The 19,899-nt window shown below is 66.9% G+C and carries 9 protein-coding genes; 2 read left to right on the forward strand and 7 right to left on the reverse strand.

Annotation, left to right across the window (positions count from 1 at the left end):
- Positions 1-219: 219 nt before the first annotated feature.
- Positions 220-1,494 carry a YfdX family protein gene (locus ACYQ2W_RS15275; RefSeq protein ID WP_459868937.1) on the reverse strand — a complete coding sequence of 425 codons (1,275 nt, stop codon included), beginning with the start codon at positions 1,492-1,494 and terminating at the stop codon, positions 220-222.
- Positions 1,495-1,867: 373 nt separating this feature from the next.
- Between ACYQ2W_RS15275 and ACYQ2W_RS15280 the strand changes: the two genes are divergently transcribed.
- Together ACYQ2W_RS15280 and ACYQ2W_RS15285 are read left to right on the forward strand one after the other, a co-directional pair.
- A complete protein-coding gene (locus ACYQ2W_RS15280; RefSeq protein WP_459868940.1) occupies positions 1,868-3,364 on the forward strand; it encodes a sensor histidine kinase in 1,497 nt (498 codons plus the stop codon).
- Positions 3,357-4,757: a sigma-54-dependent transcriptional regulator gene (locus tag ACYQ2W_RS15285; RefSeq protein WP_459868943.1), complete on the forward strand. Its 1,401-nt coding sequence runs from the start codon at positions 3,357-3,359 to the stop codon at positions 4,755-4,757. Before ACYQ2W_RS15280 ends, ACYQ2W_RS15285 begins: the two co-directional genes overlap by 8 nt.
- A 281-nt stretch (positions 4,758-5,038) precedes the next feature.
- Here the strand turns inward: ACYQ2W_RS15285 and ACYQ2W_RS15290 are convergent, their stop codons facing one another.
- From ACYQ2W_RS15290 to ACYQ2W_RS15315, 6 genes are all read right to left on the reverse strand, one after another.
- Entirely contained in the window at positions 5,039-8,296 is a 3,258-nt protein-coding gene (locus ACYQ2W_RS15290; protein WP_459868946.1) for a type I restriction endonuclease subunit R, EcoR124 family, read from the reverse strand.
- Positions 8,286-8,720, reverse strand: coding sequence for a nucleotidyltransferase substrate binding protein (locus ACYQ2W_RS15295; RefSeq protein WP_459868949.1), 435 nt, complete (start codon positions 8,718-8,720; stop codon positions 8,286-8,288). The genes ACYQ2W_RS15290 and ACYQ2W_RS15295 overlap by 11 nt, the downstream gene beginning before the upstream one ends.
- A 21-nt stretch (positions 8,721-8,741) precedes the next feature.
- A complete protein-coding gene (locus ACYQ2W_RS15300; RefSeq protein ID WP_459868952.1) occupies positions 8,742-10,016 on the reverse strand; it encodes a restriction endonuclease subunit S in 1,275 nt (424 codons plus the stop codon).
- Positions 10,016-11,584 (reverse strand): type I restriction-modification system subunit M, encoded by a 1,569-nt coding sequence (locus ACYQ2W_RS15305; RefSeq protein ID WP_459868955.1) that lies wholly within the window; start codon positions 11,582-11,584, stop codon positions 10,016-10,018. The genes ACYQ2W_RS15300 and ACYQ2W_RS15305 overlap by 1 nt, the downstream gene beginning before the upstream one ends.
- Before the next feature lie 336 nt (positions 11,585-11,920).
- The gene (locus ACYQ2W_RS15310) at positions 11,921-12,802 is read right to left on the reverse strand and encodes a GGDEF domain-containing response regulator (protein WP_459868958.1); all 882 of its coding nucleotides are present in this window, start codon (positions 12,800-12,802) and stop codon (positions 11,921-11,923) included.
- A 16-nt stretch (positions 12,803-12,818) separates the two neighbouring features.
- Positions 12,819-19,637: a response regulator gene (locus ACYQ2W_RS15315; RefSeq protein ID WP_459868960.1), complete on the reverse strand. Its 6,819-nt coding sequence runs from the start codon at positions 19,635-19,637 to the stop codon at positions 12,819-12,821.
- Between the last annotated feature and the right edge of the window lie 262 nt (positions 19,638-19,899).

Below are 19,899 nucleotides of genomic sequence, written 5' to 3' on the forward strand. Positions count from 1 at the left end.
AAGTCGTAGGTCGCCCCTACCGGGGCGACGCGAACGGGGGCACCGTCGTTTGGTCTCGATCCGGCCTTTCCGGGCGGGAGGGCCGCGATGGTCGGGACGCGTGGTGCGACATCAAGCCCCGCTGCTTCCGTTCACGTCGCGGCGGTAGCCGCGACCTACGACCTGTCGTGGAGGAGTTGCCGCCCCGCACCGTAGGCGATGCGGGGCGGGAGCAGTGCGCTACATCTGGCGAATCAGCCGGCCCAGCCCATTCTCGACCCGGGCGAACTGCATCGGACCGAGCTTCTCGGCGTTGCCCGCCTCCACCGCCTGGCTCAGCCGGTCGACCCCGTCGGCGATCTTCTTCGCCTCGGCCCGGGGTTCGTCGCCCAACTGCTTGAGGGCGTCGTCCAGATGGGCCTTGGCCGCGGCGAGATCGACCTTGGCGGCGGCATCATCCCCGCTGTCGAGATGATCGATGCGGGCGTAGGCCAGTTGCAGCTTGGCCTCGATCAGCTCGGTCTTGCCCGCCCGTTCGGCGCGGATCCGCTGCCAGCCGGTACTGATGCGCTCGACGGTACGCTCGGAGAGCGCGCTGACCCGGTGCCAGACCCCCTCCAGCCGGGTGCCGAAGTCCTTGTCGCCCTGGTCGATGGCGGCATGCAGGTCGCGGACCTGCCCCACCAACCGGGTGGCGGCGTCGCGGGTGACCGGGTCGTCGCTCTTGGCCGCCTGCTCCAGATAATTCACCCCGGCGTTCAGGTCCGCCTTGGCCAGTTCGTCCTCGCCCTGCTCGTGCTCCTGCCTAGCCCGCCACAGCGCCGCCTTGGCCCGGGTCAGCGGCGAATCGAAGGTGACCGAGACGAAGACCACGCTCTGCTCGGCCCGGGCCAACGCCTCACCCGCCGCCTTGGCGTCTCCCTTCTCCAGCGCCTGGCCGGCCTCGGCGATACGGTCGCGGGTGGCGGCCAGCGGCAGATCGGCCTCGACGTAGACCAGGGCGTCGTCAGCGGCCTTCAGTTGCTCCACCGCCTGCGACTTGTCGCCCTTCTTCAGCGCCTGCTTGGCCTGGTCGACGTGGTCCTTGGCCTGCGCCGTGGGCACGTAGTCGACCAGCTCGTCGAGCGAGGAGTAGATCGGCACCAGATCGGGCAGCACCTCCTCGGTGTCCTCGTACTCCAGGTGCTTCTTGGCCACCCAGATGTGGTCCTTCACCTTGGTGGTGGGCAGACCGGCAGTGATGATCTCGAGCAGCTTGCGGCTCTGCGCCAGCTCCTCCTTGGCCTGGTCGAGGTCGGGCTTGTCCTCCGCCAGGTTGCCGCGGGCGGCGGCGATGTGGCGCAGCACCTTGACCGCCGCCGAGGAGATGGCGACCTCGTCCCGGGGGGAGACCTGGTGCCCCGGCAGCACCTTGACCTCCTCGTTGACGTTCTGGCCGGCGAAGGCCGGACCGCTGAGGGAGAGGGCGGTGAGAACCGCGATCACCAGGGTCTTGCGCTGAAGATGATGGGTCATGGCTGTATCCTCCGGTGGTGAAAATCGTTCGAGGGGCTTGCGGGCCCGTCCCGCGACAGTTGGAGCAGGATCGGTGCCAACGATGAAAACCGTTTGATAACAGAAGGTTGCAGACAAAACCGAAGGATGTCCGGCGATTTTGGTGGATATCAACCAGAATGGTTGGTGGATATGGACCGGAATCCCCATGCGAAGGCAAAGGAACGTCGCTCAATCAGGACCACTGCCCCGTAGGCCGGATTAAGCTGATGCTAATCCGCCCTACGTTCAGCGAACCGCCATCAACCCCGCGATGCCGAACCGCAGACGGCCCCCCGCATCAGCCGCGGCACGGGAGTTGCTGCCGGAGGAAAGACGCAGCGAGGTGGAAGAGATGAACCAGAACCCAACCGTCGAAGGTGCATCACCCGCGGAGCGCTACCGCCTCCCGCTCGGCCGGCTGTTGTGGCTGCCCCTGGGACTGGCCGCGCTGTTTGCAGTGGTCGCGCTGGCGGCACTGGTGGTCGTCTCCTGGAGCAGCCAGGATCGGCTCGACCCGGTGCAGGCCCACCTTGCCCACCTCGACCAGATCCAGGGCGCGGGACGGATGATGGAGCAGGCGCTGCTCCAGCGGCTGCGCGACGGCCGCATCGGCGAGGGGGAGCTGGAGGCGCTGCGTACCCGGATCGACCGGATCATCGCCATGGAGCGGCACCGCCATCCCGACACCCGGGCGCACCTGGAGCAGATCCGCCGCGGCCTGGCGGCCATGCACGGCGAGCGGCTCGAACCGCTGATGGTAATCCTCGGGCAACTGCGCCAGGTGCTGGCCGACGAGCTGCGCTGGCACGACCGTCTGCTGGCGAAAACGGCCCGCAACAACCAGACCGAACTCCGCCTGGCGCTGATCCTGGTGGTGACGATCCCCCTGCTGGGCGTCGTGCTGCTGCTTGCCTGGCGCCTCCACATCAAACAGCCGCTGAACGACCTGGACCGGCTCCTCGGCCACTTGGCGGCGCGCGACGCGCAACCGGTGGAGGCGCATGCTACCCGCGGTGCAGCCGGTCTGCTGCAACCGCTATTCCACAGCTACAACGGTCTGGTGCAGCGGCTCCAGGCCCTCGAAGCGGAGCACCGGCAACGCGAGCACACCCTGGAGCGCGAGGTGCGCGAGGCCACCGCCGCGCTGCTCGAACAGAACCGCGAGCTGGCCCGTGCCGAGCGGCTGGCCGCGGTGGGCGCGGTCTCCGCCGGACTGGCCCACGAGCTGCGCAACCCGCTCGCCGGCATCCAGCTGGCCTGCGGCAAGCTGCGCAAGGCGGTGGAGGAGCCCGAGCAGCGCATCCGCATCGACGCGGTGATCGCCGAGCTGCGGCGGGTCAACGGCCTGCTCAACGAGACGGTGGACGCCGCCCGCCACGCCCCGGAGCCGCCGGCGCCAATCGCCCTCGGGCCGCTGCTGGACGAGTTCCTCGGCCTGGTGCGCTATCAGATCCCGGAGGGCGTCGCGCTATCCGGCTCTGCGGCCGCGGAGCTGGTCTGCACCATACCGGCGGCCGGGCTGCGTCAGGCGCTGCTCAACCTGGTGTTGAACGGGGTCCAGGCAGTGGGCGAGACGGGCTGCGTCGAGGTCGCCGCACGCCGCGAGGAGGGCGCGCTGGTGGTCGAGGTGAGCGACGACGGCCCCGGCTTCCCGGAGGCGACACTGCGCGTCGGCGTGCGCCCCTTCGCCACCGGGCGAGCCGGCGGCACCGGGCTGGGGCTGGCCATGGTGCGCCGCTTCGTGCGCGACCACGACGGCGCCCTGGAACTGGCCAACCGGGAGCCCCGCGGGGCACGGGTGACCCTGCGCCTGCCCTGTGGAGAAATCGAGGAGCCGGAAGGTGTCTGAAACCCTGCTGATCATCGAGGACGAAGCGCTGCTCGGCGCCGAACTGCGCGAGGAGTTCGCCGGCGACGGCTGGGACGCGGTGTTGGTGACCACCCTCGCCGAGGCCGAACGGCTGCTCGTCGAGCGCCACCTGGAGCCGCTGGTGGTGCTCTCCGACATGAGCCTGCCCGACGGCAATACCCTCGACCTGCTGGAGCGGGTGCGCGCCCGCGGGGTGCCCGGCGAATGGATCCTGCTCACCGCCTACGGCGGCGTACCGGAGTCGGTGCGCGCCCTCAAGCTGGGCGCCGTCGATTTCCTGGAGAAGCCGTGCGAAATCGACCGCCTGCAACTGGTGGTGGCCGGCGCGGCGCGCAGCGGCCGCGCCCACCGCCGCCTGCGTGACGAGGAGCGCCAGCGCGGCAGCCGCTACGCCCCGTCCGCCTTCATCGGCCGCAGCGCCGCGGCCCGCGAGGCCCGCGAACTGCTCGAACGGCTCGCCAAGGTGCCCTTCTCCGCCCTGGTGATCCACGGCGAGACCGGCACCGGCAAGGGCCTCGCCGCGCGCATCCTGCACCACGCCGGCCCGCGCGCCGCCGCCCCGCTGGTCGAGCTGAACTGCGCGGCACTCCCCCGCGAGCTGGTCGAGGCCGAACTGTTCGGCCACGAGGCGGGCGCCTTCACCGGCGCCAAGGGGCGCCGCCGCGGGCTCATCGAACAGGCCCACGGCGGCACCCTGTTCCTCGACGAGATCGGCGAGCTGGAGCTGGAACTCCAGGCCAAGCTGCTCAAGGTGATCGAGGACCGGCGGGTGCGCCGGGTCGGCGGCGAACGCGAACTGGAAGTGGACATCCAGCTGGTGGCGGCCACCAACCGCGACCTGGAGCGACAGGTCGCCGACGGCGCCTTCCGCGCCGACCTCTACCACCGGCTGGCGGTCTTCCAACTGCGCCTGCCGCCGCTGCGCGAACGCCGCGAGGACCTGGAGGAGCTGCTTCCCTTGCTGATCCAGGAATTCAACGCCCGCTCCGGCCAGCGGGTCGCAGAGGTGCCGACAACGGTGTGGGAAAGGCTGCACGCCTACCACTGGCCGGGCAACGTGCGCGAGCTGCGCAATCTGGTCGAGCGCTGTGTGCTGCTCGCCGACGGGCCGCGGTTTCCCGAGCGCTGGTTGAATCTATCCGGTGAATCGCCTGCTGACCAATCGACCCCCACGGCGATGCAGAACGATGGCGACCGGATCTGCCTCCCCCTGGACGGCAGCCTGACCCTGGACCAGATCGAACGCGCCGTATTGAGCGAAGCCCTGGCCCGCAACGGCGACAACGTCAGCCGCGCCGCCCGCATGCTCGGCACCACGCGGGAGCGGCTGCGTTACCGGGTACAGAAATACGGGCTGAAGACCAGCGATTGATTCGGACGCGCCGTGCGCGCCACCGGTCTCCCCGGGCACTCCGCACCACCCGGCACGACAAACCTCCCGACGGCAGCCTCCCCCACCGTCACGGCGCCCGCAGGGCGCCCTATAGGGCGCGCAGTGCGCGCCTTCGGCCCCCCCCCGGGCACTCCGCACCACCCGGCACGACAAACCTCCCCGACCACAGCCTCCCCCACCGCCACGGCGCCCGCTGGGCGCCCTATAGGGCGCGCCGTGCGCGCCTTCGGTCTCCGGGCACTCCGCGCGCCTCGGCACGCTCACAAATCGCCGGTCCCCTCATCGAACCGCACAATCAGCTCCCGCAGCGCGGCGGACACCCGCTCGAAGATCGGCTTGCGCTCCAGCAGCTTCGGCTTGCGCTTCAGTGCGGCGAAGAGGGTCTCGCGCAGCGGCATCTTGCCGGTGAAGTGGTAGGCGTCGATCATCTCGGCCACCGCCTGCGCGTCCATCCCCTCCTCCTCGCACAGCCGTTCCAGGGCTGCGCGCCGCTCCTCTTCCCAGTAGGCGGCGAACGCCTCCCTCAGCTCCGCGCCCGGCGGCAGCCGCGGCATGTAGTCGTTGATGAACTTCTCGATCAACTCCCGCTTGCTGCGCAGCTGGCTCTCCTTGCCGAGCAGGTCGAGCACGTTCCTGCGCTGGAGATCGCCCTCCTCCCGCTCCCGCGCATCGCCGCTCTCGGTCTTGCGCTTCAGCTCGGCCAGCAGGCCGACGATGTAGGCGACGTTGATCTCGTCGCGCTGAATCAGCTCCAGCTCGAAATCCACCTCGTCGATGATCGAGACGCCCTCCCCCCCCTTCTCCTTGCGGGTGGCGTCGTAGATGTCGAGGTACTTGCTCTTGAAGTCCTCGAAGGTCTGCGCGTCCATCGCCAGATCGTCGAAGGTGAACTCGGTGAACGGCTTGAGGATGTTGAGCAGGCGCATCAGCTGGCGGAAGGCGCGGACGAAGTGGAGCCGCTCCTCTTCACTCTGCAGCTCGTTCACCGCCTGCGGGGTCGCGGCGATCGCCGCGAGCGTCGCCACCGCCTCGTTGAAGCGCTCCACATAGCGCTCGTAGGGCTCCATCAGGATGGTCTCGCGCGCCTGCGGATTGGAGAACAGCGCGATCGCCTCGTCGGTGCGCGCCTTGAGGTTACGGAAACAGACGATGTTGCCCTGGGACTTCAGCTCGCCGAAGGTGCGGTTGGTCCGCGAAAAGGCCTGGATCAGTCCGTGGTGGCGCAGGTTCTTGTCGACGTAGAGGGTGTTCACCTTCTTCGCGTCGAAGCCGGTGAGGAACATGTTCACCACCAGCAGGATATCCACCCGGTCCACGTCGTCGAACCCCTTGCGGTCACGCTCCTTCACCCGCCGGGCGATGTCCTTGTAGTAGGTGTAGAAGTGCGCGCCGTCGGCCACCGAATGAGCGGTGTGGTACATCGCGTTGTAGTCGGCGACGAACGCCTCCAGTTTCTCCCGGCTATGGTGGCTTGCCGGGGTCTCCCGGCCGATCTCGAAGTCGGGTTCGCCGATCAGCCCGTCGGCATCGGCGTCCTCCTCATTGGCCCCGTAGGTGAAGATGGTCACCACCCGCAGGTCGTGCTCGCCCGCCTCGCGCCGGCGCTTGAAGCACTCGTAGTAGGTGATCAGCGCCGGCACGCTGCTCACGCAGAGCATCGCGGTGAAGGCGCGGCGGTGGGTCTTGCGGTCGTGATTGCGAATGATCCACTCCACCACGTTGTCGATGCGCTGCGGGTTCTCGAAGAACTCGCGGGTGTCGATGCCGGCCACCTGCTCGTCGATCAGCGTGCCGTCGCGGCGCTTCAGCCTGCCCCAGTACTCCACCGCGAACTTGAGCACGTTCTGATCGGCGATGGCGTTGGTGATGACGTACTTGTGCAGACACTCGCCGAACAGGTCGCGGGTGGTGCGGCGGCCCAGCTCGTTGCCCACCGCGTTGTCGGCGAAGATCGGCGTGCCGGTGAAGCCGAAGAGCTGGGCACGGCGGAAGAAGGCGGTGAGGTTGCGATGGGTGCGGCCGAACTGGGAGCGGTGGCACTCGTCGAAGATGAACACCACCCGCTGCTCGCGCAGCCCCTCCAGCCGCGCCAGGAAGCGCTCGCGGGAGACCGCGTTGTTGAGCTTTTGCAAGGTGGTGACGATCAGCTTGCGCTCGCCGGAGAGCTGGCGCACCAGCGAGCCGGTGTTGTGGGTGCCGTCCACGCACCCCTTGCTGAAGAAGTTGAACTCGCGGGTGGTCTGGTAGTCCAGGTCGGCGCGGTCCACCACGAAGAGCACCTTCGCCACCTCCGGCAGCGCCTGCAGCACCTGGGCGGCCTTGAAGCTGGTCAGCGTCTTGCCGCTGCCGGTGGTGTGCCAGATGTAGCCGTTCTCCCGCCCCTCCTTCACCTGTTCGATGATCGCCTCCACCGCGTAGTACTGGTAGGGGCGCAGCACCATCAGCACCTTGTCCGACTCGTGCAGCACGGTGTACTTGCAGATCATCTTGGAGAGGTGGCAGCGCTCCAGGAAGGCGTCGGCGAAGGCGTCCAGCCCGGTGATCAGGCGGTTGCCCTCATCGGCCCAGAAGAAGGTCTGCTTGAAGTCCTGGTCGCGGTTGTTGGCGAAGTACTTGGTGTTGACCCCGTTGGAGATGACGAAGAGCTGCACGTACTGGAACAGCCCCCCCTCGGCCCAGAAGGAGTGGCGCTGGTAGCGGTTGACCTGATTGAACGCCTCCTTCAGCTCCATCCCCCGGCGCTTCAGCTCGATCTGCACCAGGGGCAGGCCGTTGACCAGCAGGGTGACGTCGTAGCGGTTGCGGTAGCGCCCCGCCTGGCTCACCTGGTGGGTCACCTGATAGCGGTTGCGGCACCACTGGTCGACGTTGAGAAACTGCAGATAGAGCGACGAGCCGTCGTCGCGGTTCAGCTGCATGCGGTCGCGCAGGATCCTGGCGCGATTGAAGACGTTGCCCTTGTCCAGATGGTTGAGCACCCGGGCGAACTCGCCGTCGCTCAACGCCACCCCGTTGTGCAGCTCCAACTGGCGCTTGAGGTTGGCGCGCAGCTCGGCGGCATCGGCGATCTGCACCGGCTCCCAGCCGAGATTGCCGAGCCGCGAAATCAAATCGCGCTCCAGCTCCGCCTCGGACTGCACCGCCTCCTCGCGGTAGCGCTCGCGGCGCGCCTCCTCGGCGCGTTCGGCGGCATACACCTCACGGTCGTAGAAGACGACCCCCTTCCGCTCGATGTGGCGGATCAACTCCTCGTTCTTGAGATAGGCGAACAGCGAGAGGTCGAAACCCCACGGCAGATTCAGCTCGTCCACCGCGTCCATCACCCGATAGAGAAACTGAAGAGAGGGCTCCCCGCTGATCTTCAGCGTGAGATCGACATCGGAACCGGGACGATAGTTGCCCTTCGCCCGCGAGCCGTAGAGCACCGCGCGGTCGATCTGCGGAAAACCGGCCAACGCCTCGCGGATTCGCCGCACCGCCTCCGCCGGAAGACCGTGCCCCTGGCCGTTACCGCTCATCCGGGTCCCGCTCCGCCAGCTCCCTCTCCGCCAGCTCCGCAAGCTTGGCGTGCAGCTCCTGAAACGCCGCGTAGTAACGATCGACGATGGCGGTGACGATCTTCCGCGTGGTCTCTTCGTTGTAGGTGTGGGAGGAGAGATTGCGGCTCTCGATCATCGCGAGCCACACCTCGCCATCACCGACCAGACCGGTCTCGAACGCCTTGCGCGCCACGTTCTTGGAGCCGAAAAGGTCCTTCACCCCCTGAGCCTCGAGAAAATCCTTCTGGGTCTTCCACGCCAACTCGTGGTTGTACTCGAAGGACTGCACCAACCCCTGCTCCTCCAGCTCATTGAGCTCCTCGCGATCGAGAAACCGCGTGAGCTGGGCCAGGGCGCGGGTCCAGTTGTTGAAGCGTTGAATCCAGCGGATGTCGTGGGTCATGGCGGACGGTCCTGAAACGGGTTAGACGAACATCTTCTGGAGGAGGCCCTTTTTGAAGGTCTCCATGCGGTCGATCTGTTGGGTGACGGCGTTGATTTTGGTGTCGATGGCAGAAAGAAAATCCGCGATTTTTTCCTGTTCGAACAAGCATGGGACTTTGAGCGCCACTCTGGCGAGATTGCCTTTGGAGATTCCGAGAACCGAAATACCCTGTGCGATACGCCAAATCTGCCTACGCACTGAGTACGCTTGCATCATATAGCCGGGAAAACCAATCGCAAATTTCCCTTCTTCCGGTCGCGCAAGGTAAGTATGCAGTCCTGCAACGAGAGAACGCTCTCTTACATCAATGATCTCGATCGCCTTCCCGATATCCGCATAATCTTCGGAGGCATCTGCCAACACTAAATCGCCCGGCCGGCAGTATTCCTTCTTCGCAAAGGCTTTGACTTGACCTACCGACTTGATAAATGGCGCGGACTCCCGACCTTGGTCAAAATGGGAATGGAACTTGGTATGAATATCACCGTAGTGGATATTCTGAACGGTACCGTCCGCTTCCGCGAGACTGTCCCTCGATAAGCTATTGGTCCGAACGAAATCGAACAACTCGCCGAATCCCTTTTCCTCCCACTTCGGAAACTCCGAACCACCATCCGCCTTAAAAAGGATTTCGCCGGAGAAAATCTTCTGCATCATGCCGCGCTTATATTCGCGCAGTAGGTCGCGCTCGCAGCGCAAGGCGACCTGTTTTTCTTCCACCGCAGCAAGAAAGTCGGCAATTTCTTTCTGTTCTGGAAAAGTGGGCAACGTCACCTCAAGCGCGGCGAACTCGCTCTGGCCCAGGGTTTTGTTCCTTCCAGCGCCGCCCGGAGAAGCCAGTTCCAATAGATATTTCCCGCGTTTTCGCAAGAAAAAGGTGAGAAAAAAGCGCAGGTCGGTGCGATCACCTCGTGGGATGAACATCGGAAAGCGGTGAGAAGCGATGAACCCCTCTTCCTTCTCCGAGGTAAGGGCCACTGCCTGCTCCCAGCCGAACACAATGTTCACGACGAAAGCGTTTGGCTGCACCCAAAAGACCCGCTTGTTTCCAATCTTTCGCCCGGCAACCGGCTCCTTGTGAAACACTCCCTTTCCGTGGGAGCGAACACCGATCTCTCGATAGATGGCGTCAGGTTCAACTTCCACCGGTTTGGAGATTCGGGAAACAAAATAATCCACTCGTTCGATCTTCCACGCCCCCTTAAACCCTGGGAAACGCAGCTCCGGCGCGCACCTTCGTCCAGCCTTCGCCATCACACCGGCGCCTCGATACCCAACTCCTCACAGAAGCCGCGAATCCGCTCGTCGATGGCCGCCATCCCCGCGTCGATCGCCTTCAGCTCGGCGGTGACCGCCGCCAGATCCACCGGCACCTCCTCCTCGAAGGTGTCCACGTAGCGCGGGATGTTGAGGTTGTAGTCGTTCTCCTCGATCTCCCTCAGCGCGGCGCGATGGCTGTACCTCTCCTCCTCGCGCCGTTCGCGGTAGGTGGCGATGATCCGGTCGATGTGCGCGGGACGCAGCAGGTTCTGGTTCTTGCCCTTGTCGAAGTGGGCGCTGGCGTCGATGAAGAGCACGTCGTCGGGGTGCTCGCGGCACTTCTTGAAGACCAGCACGCAGGTGGGGATGCCGGTGCCGTAGAAGATGTTGGCGGGCAGGCCGATCACCGCGTCGAGCCAGTTGCGCCGCTCGATCAGGTAGCGGCGGATATGCCCCTCGGCGGCGCCGCGGAAGAGCACGCCGTGGGGCAGCACCACCGCCATGGTGCCGTTCTCGGCCAGCTGGTGGAGCATGTGCTGGACGAAGGCGAAGTCGGCCTTGGAGGCGGGGGCGAGGCGGCCGTATTGGCTGAAGCGCTCGTCGCTGAGGTGCCGGGGGTCGGCGCTCCACTTGGCGGAGAAGGGGGGGTTGGCGACCACCGCCTCGAACTTCATGCCGGGGTGCTGGGGGTGCTCCAGGGTGTCCTCCTGCTTGAGGTCGAAGTTCCGGTAGTGGACCCCGTGGAGGATCATGTTCATGCGCGCCAGGTTGAAGGTGGTGCGGTTCATCTCCTGGCCGTAGTAGTCGCCCACCCACTTCACCTCGCGGGCCACCCGCAGCAGCAGCGAGCCGGAGCCGCAGGTGGGATCGTAGACCGACTTGAGCCGCTTCTTGCCGCTGGTGACCAGGCGGGCGAGGATGGTGGAGACGGACTGGGGGGTGTAGAACTCGCCGGCCTTCTTGCCGGCGCCGGCGGCGAACTGGCCGATGAGGTATTCGTAGGCGTCGCCCAGCACGTCGCTCTCGCTGTCGGCCAGCCGAAAGTCAATTTTGTCGAGATGGCCGAGGATCTTGGCGATGAGGGCGTTCTTCGCCTTTTCGGTGCGCCCCAGCTTGGTGGAGGCGAGGTCCAGGTCCTCGAACAGGTGCTCGAAGTCGTCCTCGCTGTCGGTGCCCATGGTGGAGCGCTCGATGCCGCTGAGCACCGCGGTGAGGTCGTCGAGGATGAATTCACCGTCGGGGCCGCCGTCGGCGCCGCGGGCGGCCAGGGTGTGGAACAGCTCGGCGGGCTTGAGGAAGTAGCCGAGCTGGTCGATGGCGTCCTCGCTCAGCGCCTCCAGCATCTCCGGGCCGCTCTCGCCCTCCTCGTCGAGTTCGAGGTAGTCCAAGCCGTCCTCCGCCAGCAGCCGGTTGGCGAAGGCGTGCATCTTTTCGGAGAGGTATTTGTAGAAGATGAAGCCGAGGCAGTAGTCGCGGAATTCGTCGGCGTTCATCTTGCCGCGCAGGGTGTCGGCGATGTTCCAGAGCTGCTGCTCCAGACGTCTTTTCTGGTCTTCGGTCATGGGGGCGTGGTGGTCCTCGGGGCCGGCCTCGGCGCTATCGGCGTCGCCGGGGATTTTAACCTGCGCCCGAAGGCAGCGAAATGCGGGCTACGGGCCCGCGAAAGAATAACTTCCTGTTGTGGGACGCCGATCCATCCCCTCCGGCGGCGTTGCGCAAAGGGTTGCATACAACGAGTATGCACCCCTTTGCGCGCCTTGCCGGTGAGGCGTCTCGACGCCCCAAAACAGGAAGTTCCTACCTGACTGAACCCCGCCCGTTGTGCGGCATTCGTGAACGACACCTCCAAGTTCAATGTAGGAGCGACACGCCTCAGGCTTCGTCCCTTTTCCGATGCCTCACCCCCACGTCACCCGATTGCGCCCCGCCTGCTTGGAGCGGTAGAGCTGGGCGTCCGCCTGCTCCAGGGTCGCCCCCGGCAGGCGGCCCGCCACCGGCTTCACGGTGATACCACCGATGCTGATGGTGACCACGCCACTGGTGGAATCGTCGTGCTCGATCCCCAACGCCTCCACCGCGCGGCGCAACCCGTCGGCGATCAGCAGCGCCCCGGGGCGGTCGGTGTGAGGCAGGATCGCCACGAACTCCTCGCCACCGTAACGGGCGATGAAGTCGGTCTCGCGCAGCAGAGAACCCCCCAACACCTTGGCCACCTGTTGCAGCACGCGGTCACCGGCAGCATGGCCGTAATGGTCGTTGTACTGCTTGAAGCGGTCCACATCCATGATCGCCAGCGAGATCTCCTCCACCTCGGGGTAGCTCGCCTGCAGGCGTTCCTCCAGATAGCGCCGGTTGGGCAGCTCGGTCAGTGCGTCGACCCGTGCGTGGGACTCCAACAGCCGCCGCTGGCGCATGATCTGCATGTGGTTGGTGACCCGGGCACGCACGATCGCCGGCATGAACGGCTTGGAGATGTAGTCGACGGCGCCGAGCAGCAGCCCCTTCTCCTCGTCGGTGTGACGATCCAGGGCGGTGATGAAGATCACCGGGATGTGGCGGGTCTCCTCCTGCTCCTTCAGCGCCTTGAGGGTCTCGTAGCCGTCCAACTCCGGCATCAGCACGTCGAGGAGGATCACGTCCGGCTTGTACTTGCGCGCCAGCTCCAGGGCCATGTGGCCGTGCTTGGCGAGGTAGATCTTGTACTGATTCTTGAACAGCTCCGTCAACAGCGCGCGATTGTTCTTCTCGTCGTCGACGATCAGCAGTTGCTGCAACTCCATGCCATGCCCCTTTTCTTCACTTCAACAAACTCCTCAAACCGTCTATGTGTTTTAGCGCGGTGGCGTACTCCAGGTCCTCCACCGCCTCGACGATCTCCTTCATGACGTCCGCGGCGGCGCCGTCGAGGAGCACCGAGATCGCGGGAATGCAGTCGCTCACCATGGCGTCGTCGGTGCGCAGACGCTGCTCCATGATATCGATCAACGGCCGCAGCGCCGCCGCCTTGCCGGCCGGCAACGGCGGGCGGACGCGCACCTCCGCCGCCTCGCTCTCCAACCCCCGAAGCAACCCGAGCAGCGCCTCCAGCTCCTCGCCGAACCCCGTCAGATCCGCCTCGTCGCAGTGCTGGTCGCGGCACTGGGTCTCCAGCCTGGCGGCCCGTTGGGAGAGCTCCGGGGCACCGATGCTGGCGGCCGCCGATTTCAGGGTGTGGCAGAGCCGCAGCGCCTCCGCCCACTGCCCCTCGGCCAAGTAGCGGTCGAGGTCCTGGCGGGCCGGAGCGTACTCGGCGGCAAAGCCGCGCAACACCCGCAGATAGAAGCCGACCCGGTCGAGGTGGTGATGGAGGCCCGCGCGCACGTCGATGCCGGCCTCGCCGAGGACGACCAGCGCCGGTGGCAGCGCCTCCTCCCGGCGCGTCTCCCGCTTCGGCGAGGCCGCCGGCGCGATCTCCGCCGCCTCCCCCTCACCGCGCCGCCGCCGGCGCAGCCAACGGGCCAGCATCCGATAGAGCTGCTGCGGATCGATGGGCTTGGTGACGTGGTCGTTCATGCCGGCGCGCAGGGACTGTTCGCGGTCGCTCTCCATGGCATGGGCGGTCATCGCGATGATCGGCACGGTGGCGTGGCGCGGGTCGGCGCGCAACCGGCGGGTGGCGGTGAGACCATCCATCTCCGGCATCTGGATGTCCATCAGCACCACGTCGTAACGGGAGCGCTCCAGCATCTCCAGTACCTCGCGGCCGTTGACCGCGGTGTCGGCGGCGATGCCCACTGCCGCGAGCAGTTCGCAGGCCACCTGCTGGTTGAGGGCGTTGTCCTCGGCGAGCAGCACGCGGGCACCGCGCAGCCGCGCCAGATCGGCCTCCTCCAGCCCACCGTTTTCGTGACTGGAGTGGCGGGAGGGGCCCCCCTTGTTGCCGAACATGGCGTCGACGATGGCATCGTGCAGGCTCGATTCGGTGAGCGGCTTGCTCAGCACCCGGTGGATGCCGGCCCGCTCCGCCGGCTCCAGCACCTCGCCGTAGTGATAGGCGGTGACCATCAGCAGCGACAGCGGGAGGCTCGGGGCCAGATCGCCGCGGATGCGCAGCGCGGTCTCGATGCCGTCGAGCCCCGGCATGTTCCAGTCGAGAAGCACCAGCCGGTAGGGCTCGCCGGCGTCCAGCGCGCGGGTCAGCTCGACGAGCGCGGCGGTGCCGCTGTCCACCGCGTGGGTGCGCAGCCCCATGTGCTCGAGCATCTCGGTGTGGACCATCCGCGCGGTGGCGTTGTCGTCGACGATCAGCGCGCGGGCGTTGCGCAGTTCGTCGAGGGCGGTGGAGGAGAGCGGCACGTCCTCCAGCGCCTTCAGCCGCACCACGAAGTGGAATTCACTGCCCTGCCCCACCTCGCTCTCCGCCCAGATGCGCCCGCCCATCAGCTCGCACAGCTGCTTGCTGATGGCCAACCCCAGGCCGGTGCCGCCGTAGCGGCGGGTGGTCGAGTCGTCGGCCTGGGTGAAGGAGTCGAACAGCCGCCGCAGCACCGGCTTCTCGATGCCGGGGCCGGTATCGCGCACCGAGAAGTGGAGCATCCCCTCGCCACCCTGCTCCGCCGGCCGGATATTGACGACGATCTCCCCCTCCCGGGTGAACTTCACCGCGTTGCCGATCAGGTTGACCAGGATCTGCTGCAGCCGCAGGGGATCGCCGACCAGCCGGCGCGGCACGTCGTAGCCCAGCTCGAAGAGCATCTCCAGCCCCTTCCCCTGGGCCTTGATGGCGGTCACCACCGAGACCTGGTGGAGCACGTCGCGGATGTCGAACTCGATCTGCTCCAGGGTGAGCTGGCCCGCCTCCACCTTGGAGAAGTCGAGGATGTCGTTGAGGATGCCGAGCAGCGTCTCGGCGGAGCCGAGGATCTTCTCCAGGTAGTCTTTCTGCTGGGGGGTCACCTCGGTGGCCAGGGCCAGCCGGGAGAGCCCCATCACGGCGTTCATCGGGGTGCGGATCTCGTGGCTCATGTTGGCCAGGAACAGCGACTTGGCCCGCGTCGCCTCCTCGGCGGTGCGCTTCGCCGACTCCAGCTCGGCGGTGCGCTCGGCCACCTTGCGCTCCAGGCCGTCGTAGAGCTGGGCGTTCTCGATGGAGATCACCACCTGGCTGGCGAGGATGCGCAGAAATTCGATGCGCTCCGCGCTGAAGGAGCCCGTCGCCAGATTGTTCTCCAGGTAGATGATGCCGACCACCTGGGAGGAGCGCAGGATCGGCAGGCACATCGCCGATTTCGGGTGGGTCGCCTGCACATAGGGGTCGTCGCCGAAGCGGGTGGAGGCGGCGAGGTCGGGCTCCACCACGGTGTCGCCGGTGCGCGCCACGTAGCGCAGCAGGGCCCGCGGGGCGAAGTCGTCGGCGGGGGTGTCGAGATCGATCGGCTCGGAGTGGAGCATCTCGCTGCCCTCCTCGCTGGCGTCCGCCTCCAGGCACCACATCCCATCGCGGAAAAGCAGCAGACGCACCACCTGGGCCCCGGCGTTCTCCTGGGCGATGCGCACCAGCCGCTCCAGCAGCGATCCCAGGTTGACCTCCGAGGAGAGGGCCTGGGAGGCCTTGACGATGGCGATCAGGTCGAGGGAGCTGACCGCGGAGGTCCCCGAGGAGGTGACCACGGTCTCCGTCAGGGTCTCCGTCAGGTCACGGGCGCGGCGCCACCCCGCGCCGGACAGGCGCTCGCCGTGGCGCCCCTCCAGGTCGGCCACCTTGCGCGTGGCCCCCCAGCGCAGGTAGAGCTCGCGCGCATCGAGCAGATAGCCGCTGGCCGCCTTGGGCCGCCCCCGCTCCAGATAGAAACGGGCGGCCAGCTCGTTGGCGATCGCCTCGTTCTGCAGGTAGTCGCTGGCTCGGGCCGCGTCGATCGCCTGGTCGTAGGACTCCGCGGCGAGGGGGTAGTCACCTTCGACGCGGGCCAGTTCGGCGGTCATCAGCAGTGCCTTGTGACGGTAGTTCTCCGGCGCGCCGATCGCCCACCGCTGCATCGCCGCCAGATCGGTGCGCAGCGCTTCGAGCAGTGCCGGGCGCTCCCCCTCGGGGGCATGGGGATACCACGCGGCGGCGATCAGGCCGTGGCGGAAACACTGCTCGGTGACCAGCATGAAACCGGGGGCGAACGTCTTTCTCCGCTCGGCCTCCTCGCTGGCCCGCCACGCCTCTTCGACGCGCTGATTGAGGAACAGGATCAGCGAGCGGTCCAGCTGATACCAGAACAGGCCGAAGTCGAAGGGGATCGCCTGCAGCTCGCGCTCCATCGCCCCCTCGTCCCAGGCGTCGTCGCTCAGGCTGTCGTCGCCGGCGGTCGCCCCCTGGAGATTGAGCGCCACGTGCTCGGTGAGGCGCAGCATGTGCAGCAGCGCACTGTCGCCGGACTTCTCCACGTAGCCGCTATAGCGCCGGGCCGCCTCCAGCACCTGCTCCAGCGGGTCGCCCTTGAGCAGCAGGTTGCCGACCAGGAAGTCCACCGCCCATACCCCCCACCAGAGGTCGCCGCAGGCGAGGCTGGCACGGTAGGACTCTTCATAGATCGGGATGTTGCTCTTCAGCGGGCGTTTGTAATGGTTGATGGTGTGGGCGAACATGTTGTTCACCTTGGGCACCAGCGCCACGTTGTCGAACCGCTCGTCGAGCCGCTGGGCGAGCAGGCCGAACTCATAGGCGGCGTCGTAGTCCTCGCGCACCGAGCTGAGGATCGAGCCGTAGACGATGTAGCCGAAGGCGGAGAAGGCGGAGTGGCCGTGCTCCAGGGAGATGGAGACCATCTTCAGCACCGCCAGGGTGCCGAGGCCGTAGTTGACCATGTAGGCGCAGGTCCAGGTGCGGTGGAGCAGCTCCAGCACCAGCATGCGATCCGGGTCGGTCATCTCGGGGGCGGCCAGCAGTTGGGTGATCGGCCGCCCGGCGAGACGCTCACCGATCCGCCGGTACTCCTCCTCGGTGGCCGCCTCCAGCGCCTCCGCCTCCTCCGGCAGTTCCACCCCGAACAGCCGCAAGCACTCCTGGCCGGCGTGCATGCCGTCGGCGTATTTGCCCATGGTCAGGTAGACCGCCAGCATCAGGCTGTAGAGCGCCGCCCGGTGGCGGCGGTCGCGGGCGTGGTCGGCGATCACCGCGAACAGCGCCTCGGTCTCCTCGTGATCGCCGCACTGGAAGGTGGCGTCGGCACAGGCGAGGTGCAGATCGAACATCAGCTCGAAGTGCTCCGACCACCCCTCCTCGGCGATCAGCTCCAGTCCGTGACGCAGGTAGCTCAGGGCGGCGGCGTGGGCGGCGGAGGACTGCGCCTTGCGTCCGGTAAGCAGGTTGAGGGTCGCCAGCTCCAGGTCGCGGTCGCCCGCCGGGTAGGCGGGCCGGCCGAGGTTGAGGTGGTTGACGATCTCGAACAGGTGCCGGTCGCGCTCCTCGGCGGTGGTCCGCTCCAGCAGGATGTTGCCCGCCCGCCAGTGGACCGCTTGGCGTGCCTGCTCGGAGAGCTGGGAGTAGGCCGCCTCCTGGATGCGGTCGTGGAAGAACTGGTAGGCGAGTCCCGTGCCGACCCCCTCCTCCGCCGGATCGTCGGCCGCCGACTCCCCCTCCCCCGCCCACTGCCAGTTGCGGTAGGACTCATCGAGCGGCCGCACCAGCTCTTCGCGCACCGCCACCTGCAGCGCCAGCACCGTCTGCCGGCGGCTCTGGCCGGAGAGCGCCGCCAGGGTCGCCAGCCGGAACTGGTTGCCGAGGCAGCTGGCCTGGCGCAGCAGCTCGCGGGCCTCCTCCGGCAGGGTGTTGATCTTGGCGACCATCAGGTCGACCACGTTGGCGCTCGCCGCCAGGCCGCGGATCCGCTCGATCTCCCAGCGCCATTCGCGGCGGGCGGCGTCGAGACGCAGCAACCCCTGCTCGTAGAGGGTGGTCAGCAGACGGTTGATGAAGAAGGGGTTGCCGAGGGTCTTGGCGTGGATCAACTCCGCCAGGGGACGGGTCGCCTCCAACGTGCCCTGTACGCTGTCGGCGATCAGCTGGTGGGTATGGGCGGGATCGAGGGGGCCCAGCTGCACGGTCTGGAACCGCTTCTCCCCGCGCACCGCATCGAGGGTGAGCATCAGCGGGTGGGAGGGCGCCACCTCGTTGTCGCGGTAGGCGCCGAGGATCAGCAGATGGCGCTCCTTCTGGCTGGTCATCAGCAACTGGAGCAGCTTCAGCGAGGCGGGGTCGGCCCACTGCAGGTCGTCGAGAAACAGCGCCAGCGGATGCTCCTCGGCGCACAGCGCGTCGAGGAAATTTTCGAAGACGGTCTGAAACCGGTTGAGCGCCTCGTTGCCGGAGAGCACGGTCACCGCCGGCTGCGGCCCGAGGATCAGCTCCGCCTCCGGGATCACGTCGACGATCACCTGGCCCAGTTCACCCACCGTGGAGAGGATCCGCTCCCGCCACTCGGCGACCCGGGCGTCGGACTCGGTGAGCACCTGGGCGAAAAACTCGCGGAAGGCCTGGATCAGGCCGGTGAAGGGGATGTGCCGCTGGTACTGGTCGAACTTGCCGGAGACGAAATAGCCGCGGCGCTCGACGATCGGCCGGTGCACCTCCTCGATCAGCGAGGTCTTGCCGACCCCCGAGTAGCCGGCCACCAGGATCGACTCGCACAGCCCCCGCCCGACCCGATCGAAGCTCTTCAGCAGCAGCGCCGCCTCCGCCTCGCGACCGTACAGCCGTTGGGAGATGCGCAGCCGCTCCGAGACGTCGGCCTCGCCCAGCTCGAACGGCTCGATGGCGCCCGACTCGGTGTACTCCTCGAGGCAGCGCTGGAGGTCGAACTTCACCCCCTCGGCGCTCTGGTAACGCACCTCGGCGTTCTTCGCCATCAGCCGCAGCACCAGCGCGGAGAGCTGCGGCGGCACCATCGGGTCCACCTCGCAGGGGGCGCGCGGCGCCTTGGCCAGATGGAAGTGGACCATCTCCACCGGATCACCGCTCTGGAACGGCAACTGTCCGGTAAGCATCCGGTAGAGGGTGACGCCGAAGGAGTAGAGGTCGGTGCGGTAGTCGATGACCCGGTTCATCCGCCCGGTCTGTTCGGGCGACATGTAGGCCAGCGATCCCTCCAGCACATTGGGATTGAGCGCCGTCTGCCGCTCCCGCGCCAGCTCCGTGGCCAGTTCGAAGTCGATCAGCCGGACCCGGTCGTTGAGCTGATCCCACAGGATGTTGGAAGGATTGATGTCCTTGTGGATCACATCCAGCTGATGGATCCGCCCGAGGGTATCGGCGATGCGGATGGCGAGGATCAGGCACTCGGGCAACGACAACCGCCGCGTGGCGAGGACGCCGGCCAACGACTCCGCCTCGACGTCCTCCAGCACCAGCACCAGCCGGTGCTGTTCCTCCACCAGGGCACGCACCTCGATCACCCCGTCGAGACGCAGCCGGGTGAGCATCGCGTACTCCCGCCGCGCCCGCGCGCGGGCCTCGCGGGGGGCGGCATCGTGGCGCGCCACCTTGAGCACCACCGTGCCCTCGCCCTGCCGGTCGCGAGCCCGATAGACCACGGTGCGTGCGGTCTCCTGTAGCCGCTCGATCACCTCATAGCCGGCCACCTTGATCGTCATCGACCGCTCCCCTTGGCGTTGCTGGGTTCGACCCGTCAAACTTCCGTAACCGCCTCATCGCGGCGAAAACAAAGATCCGACATCTTGCTGTTGTATTCCCACCCCCGGGACGGAAATCCACCGCGACAGCGCGCGCGGCCCGCCCTGGTCACCGCCTCGGCACCGGCCGTGACGTGGGTAAAAAAACGGTTACTAAACAGTACCTTCATCGAGAGCGCACACTTTACATCGCATTTTGGCGGACGTCTGCCAGTACTTTTCC

Source organism: Endothiovibrio diazotrophicus, from assembly GCF_054657215.1.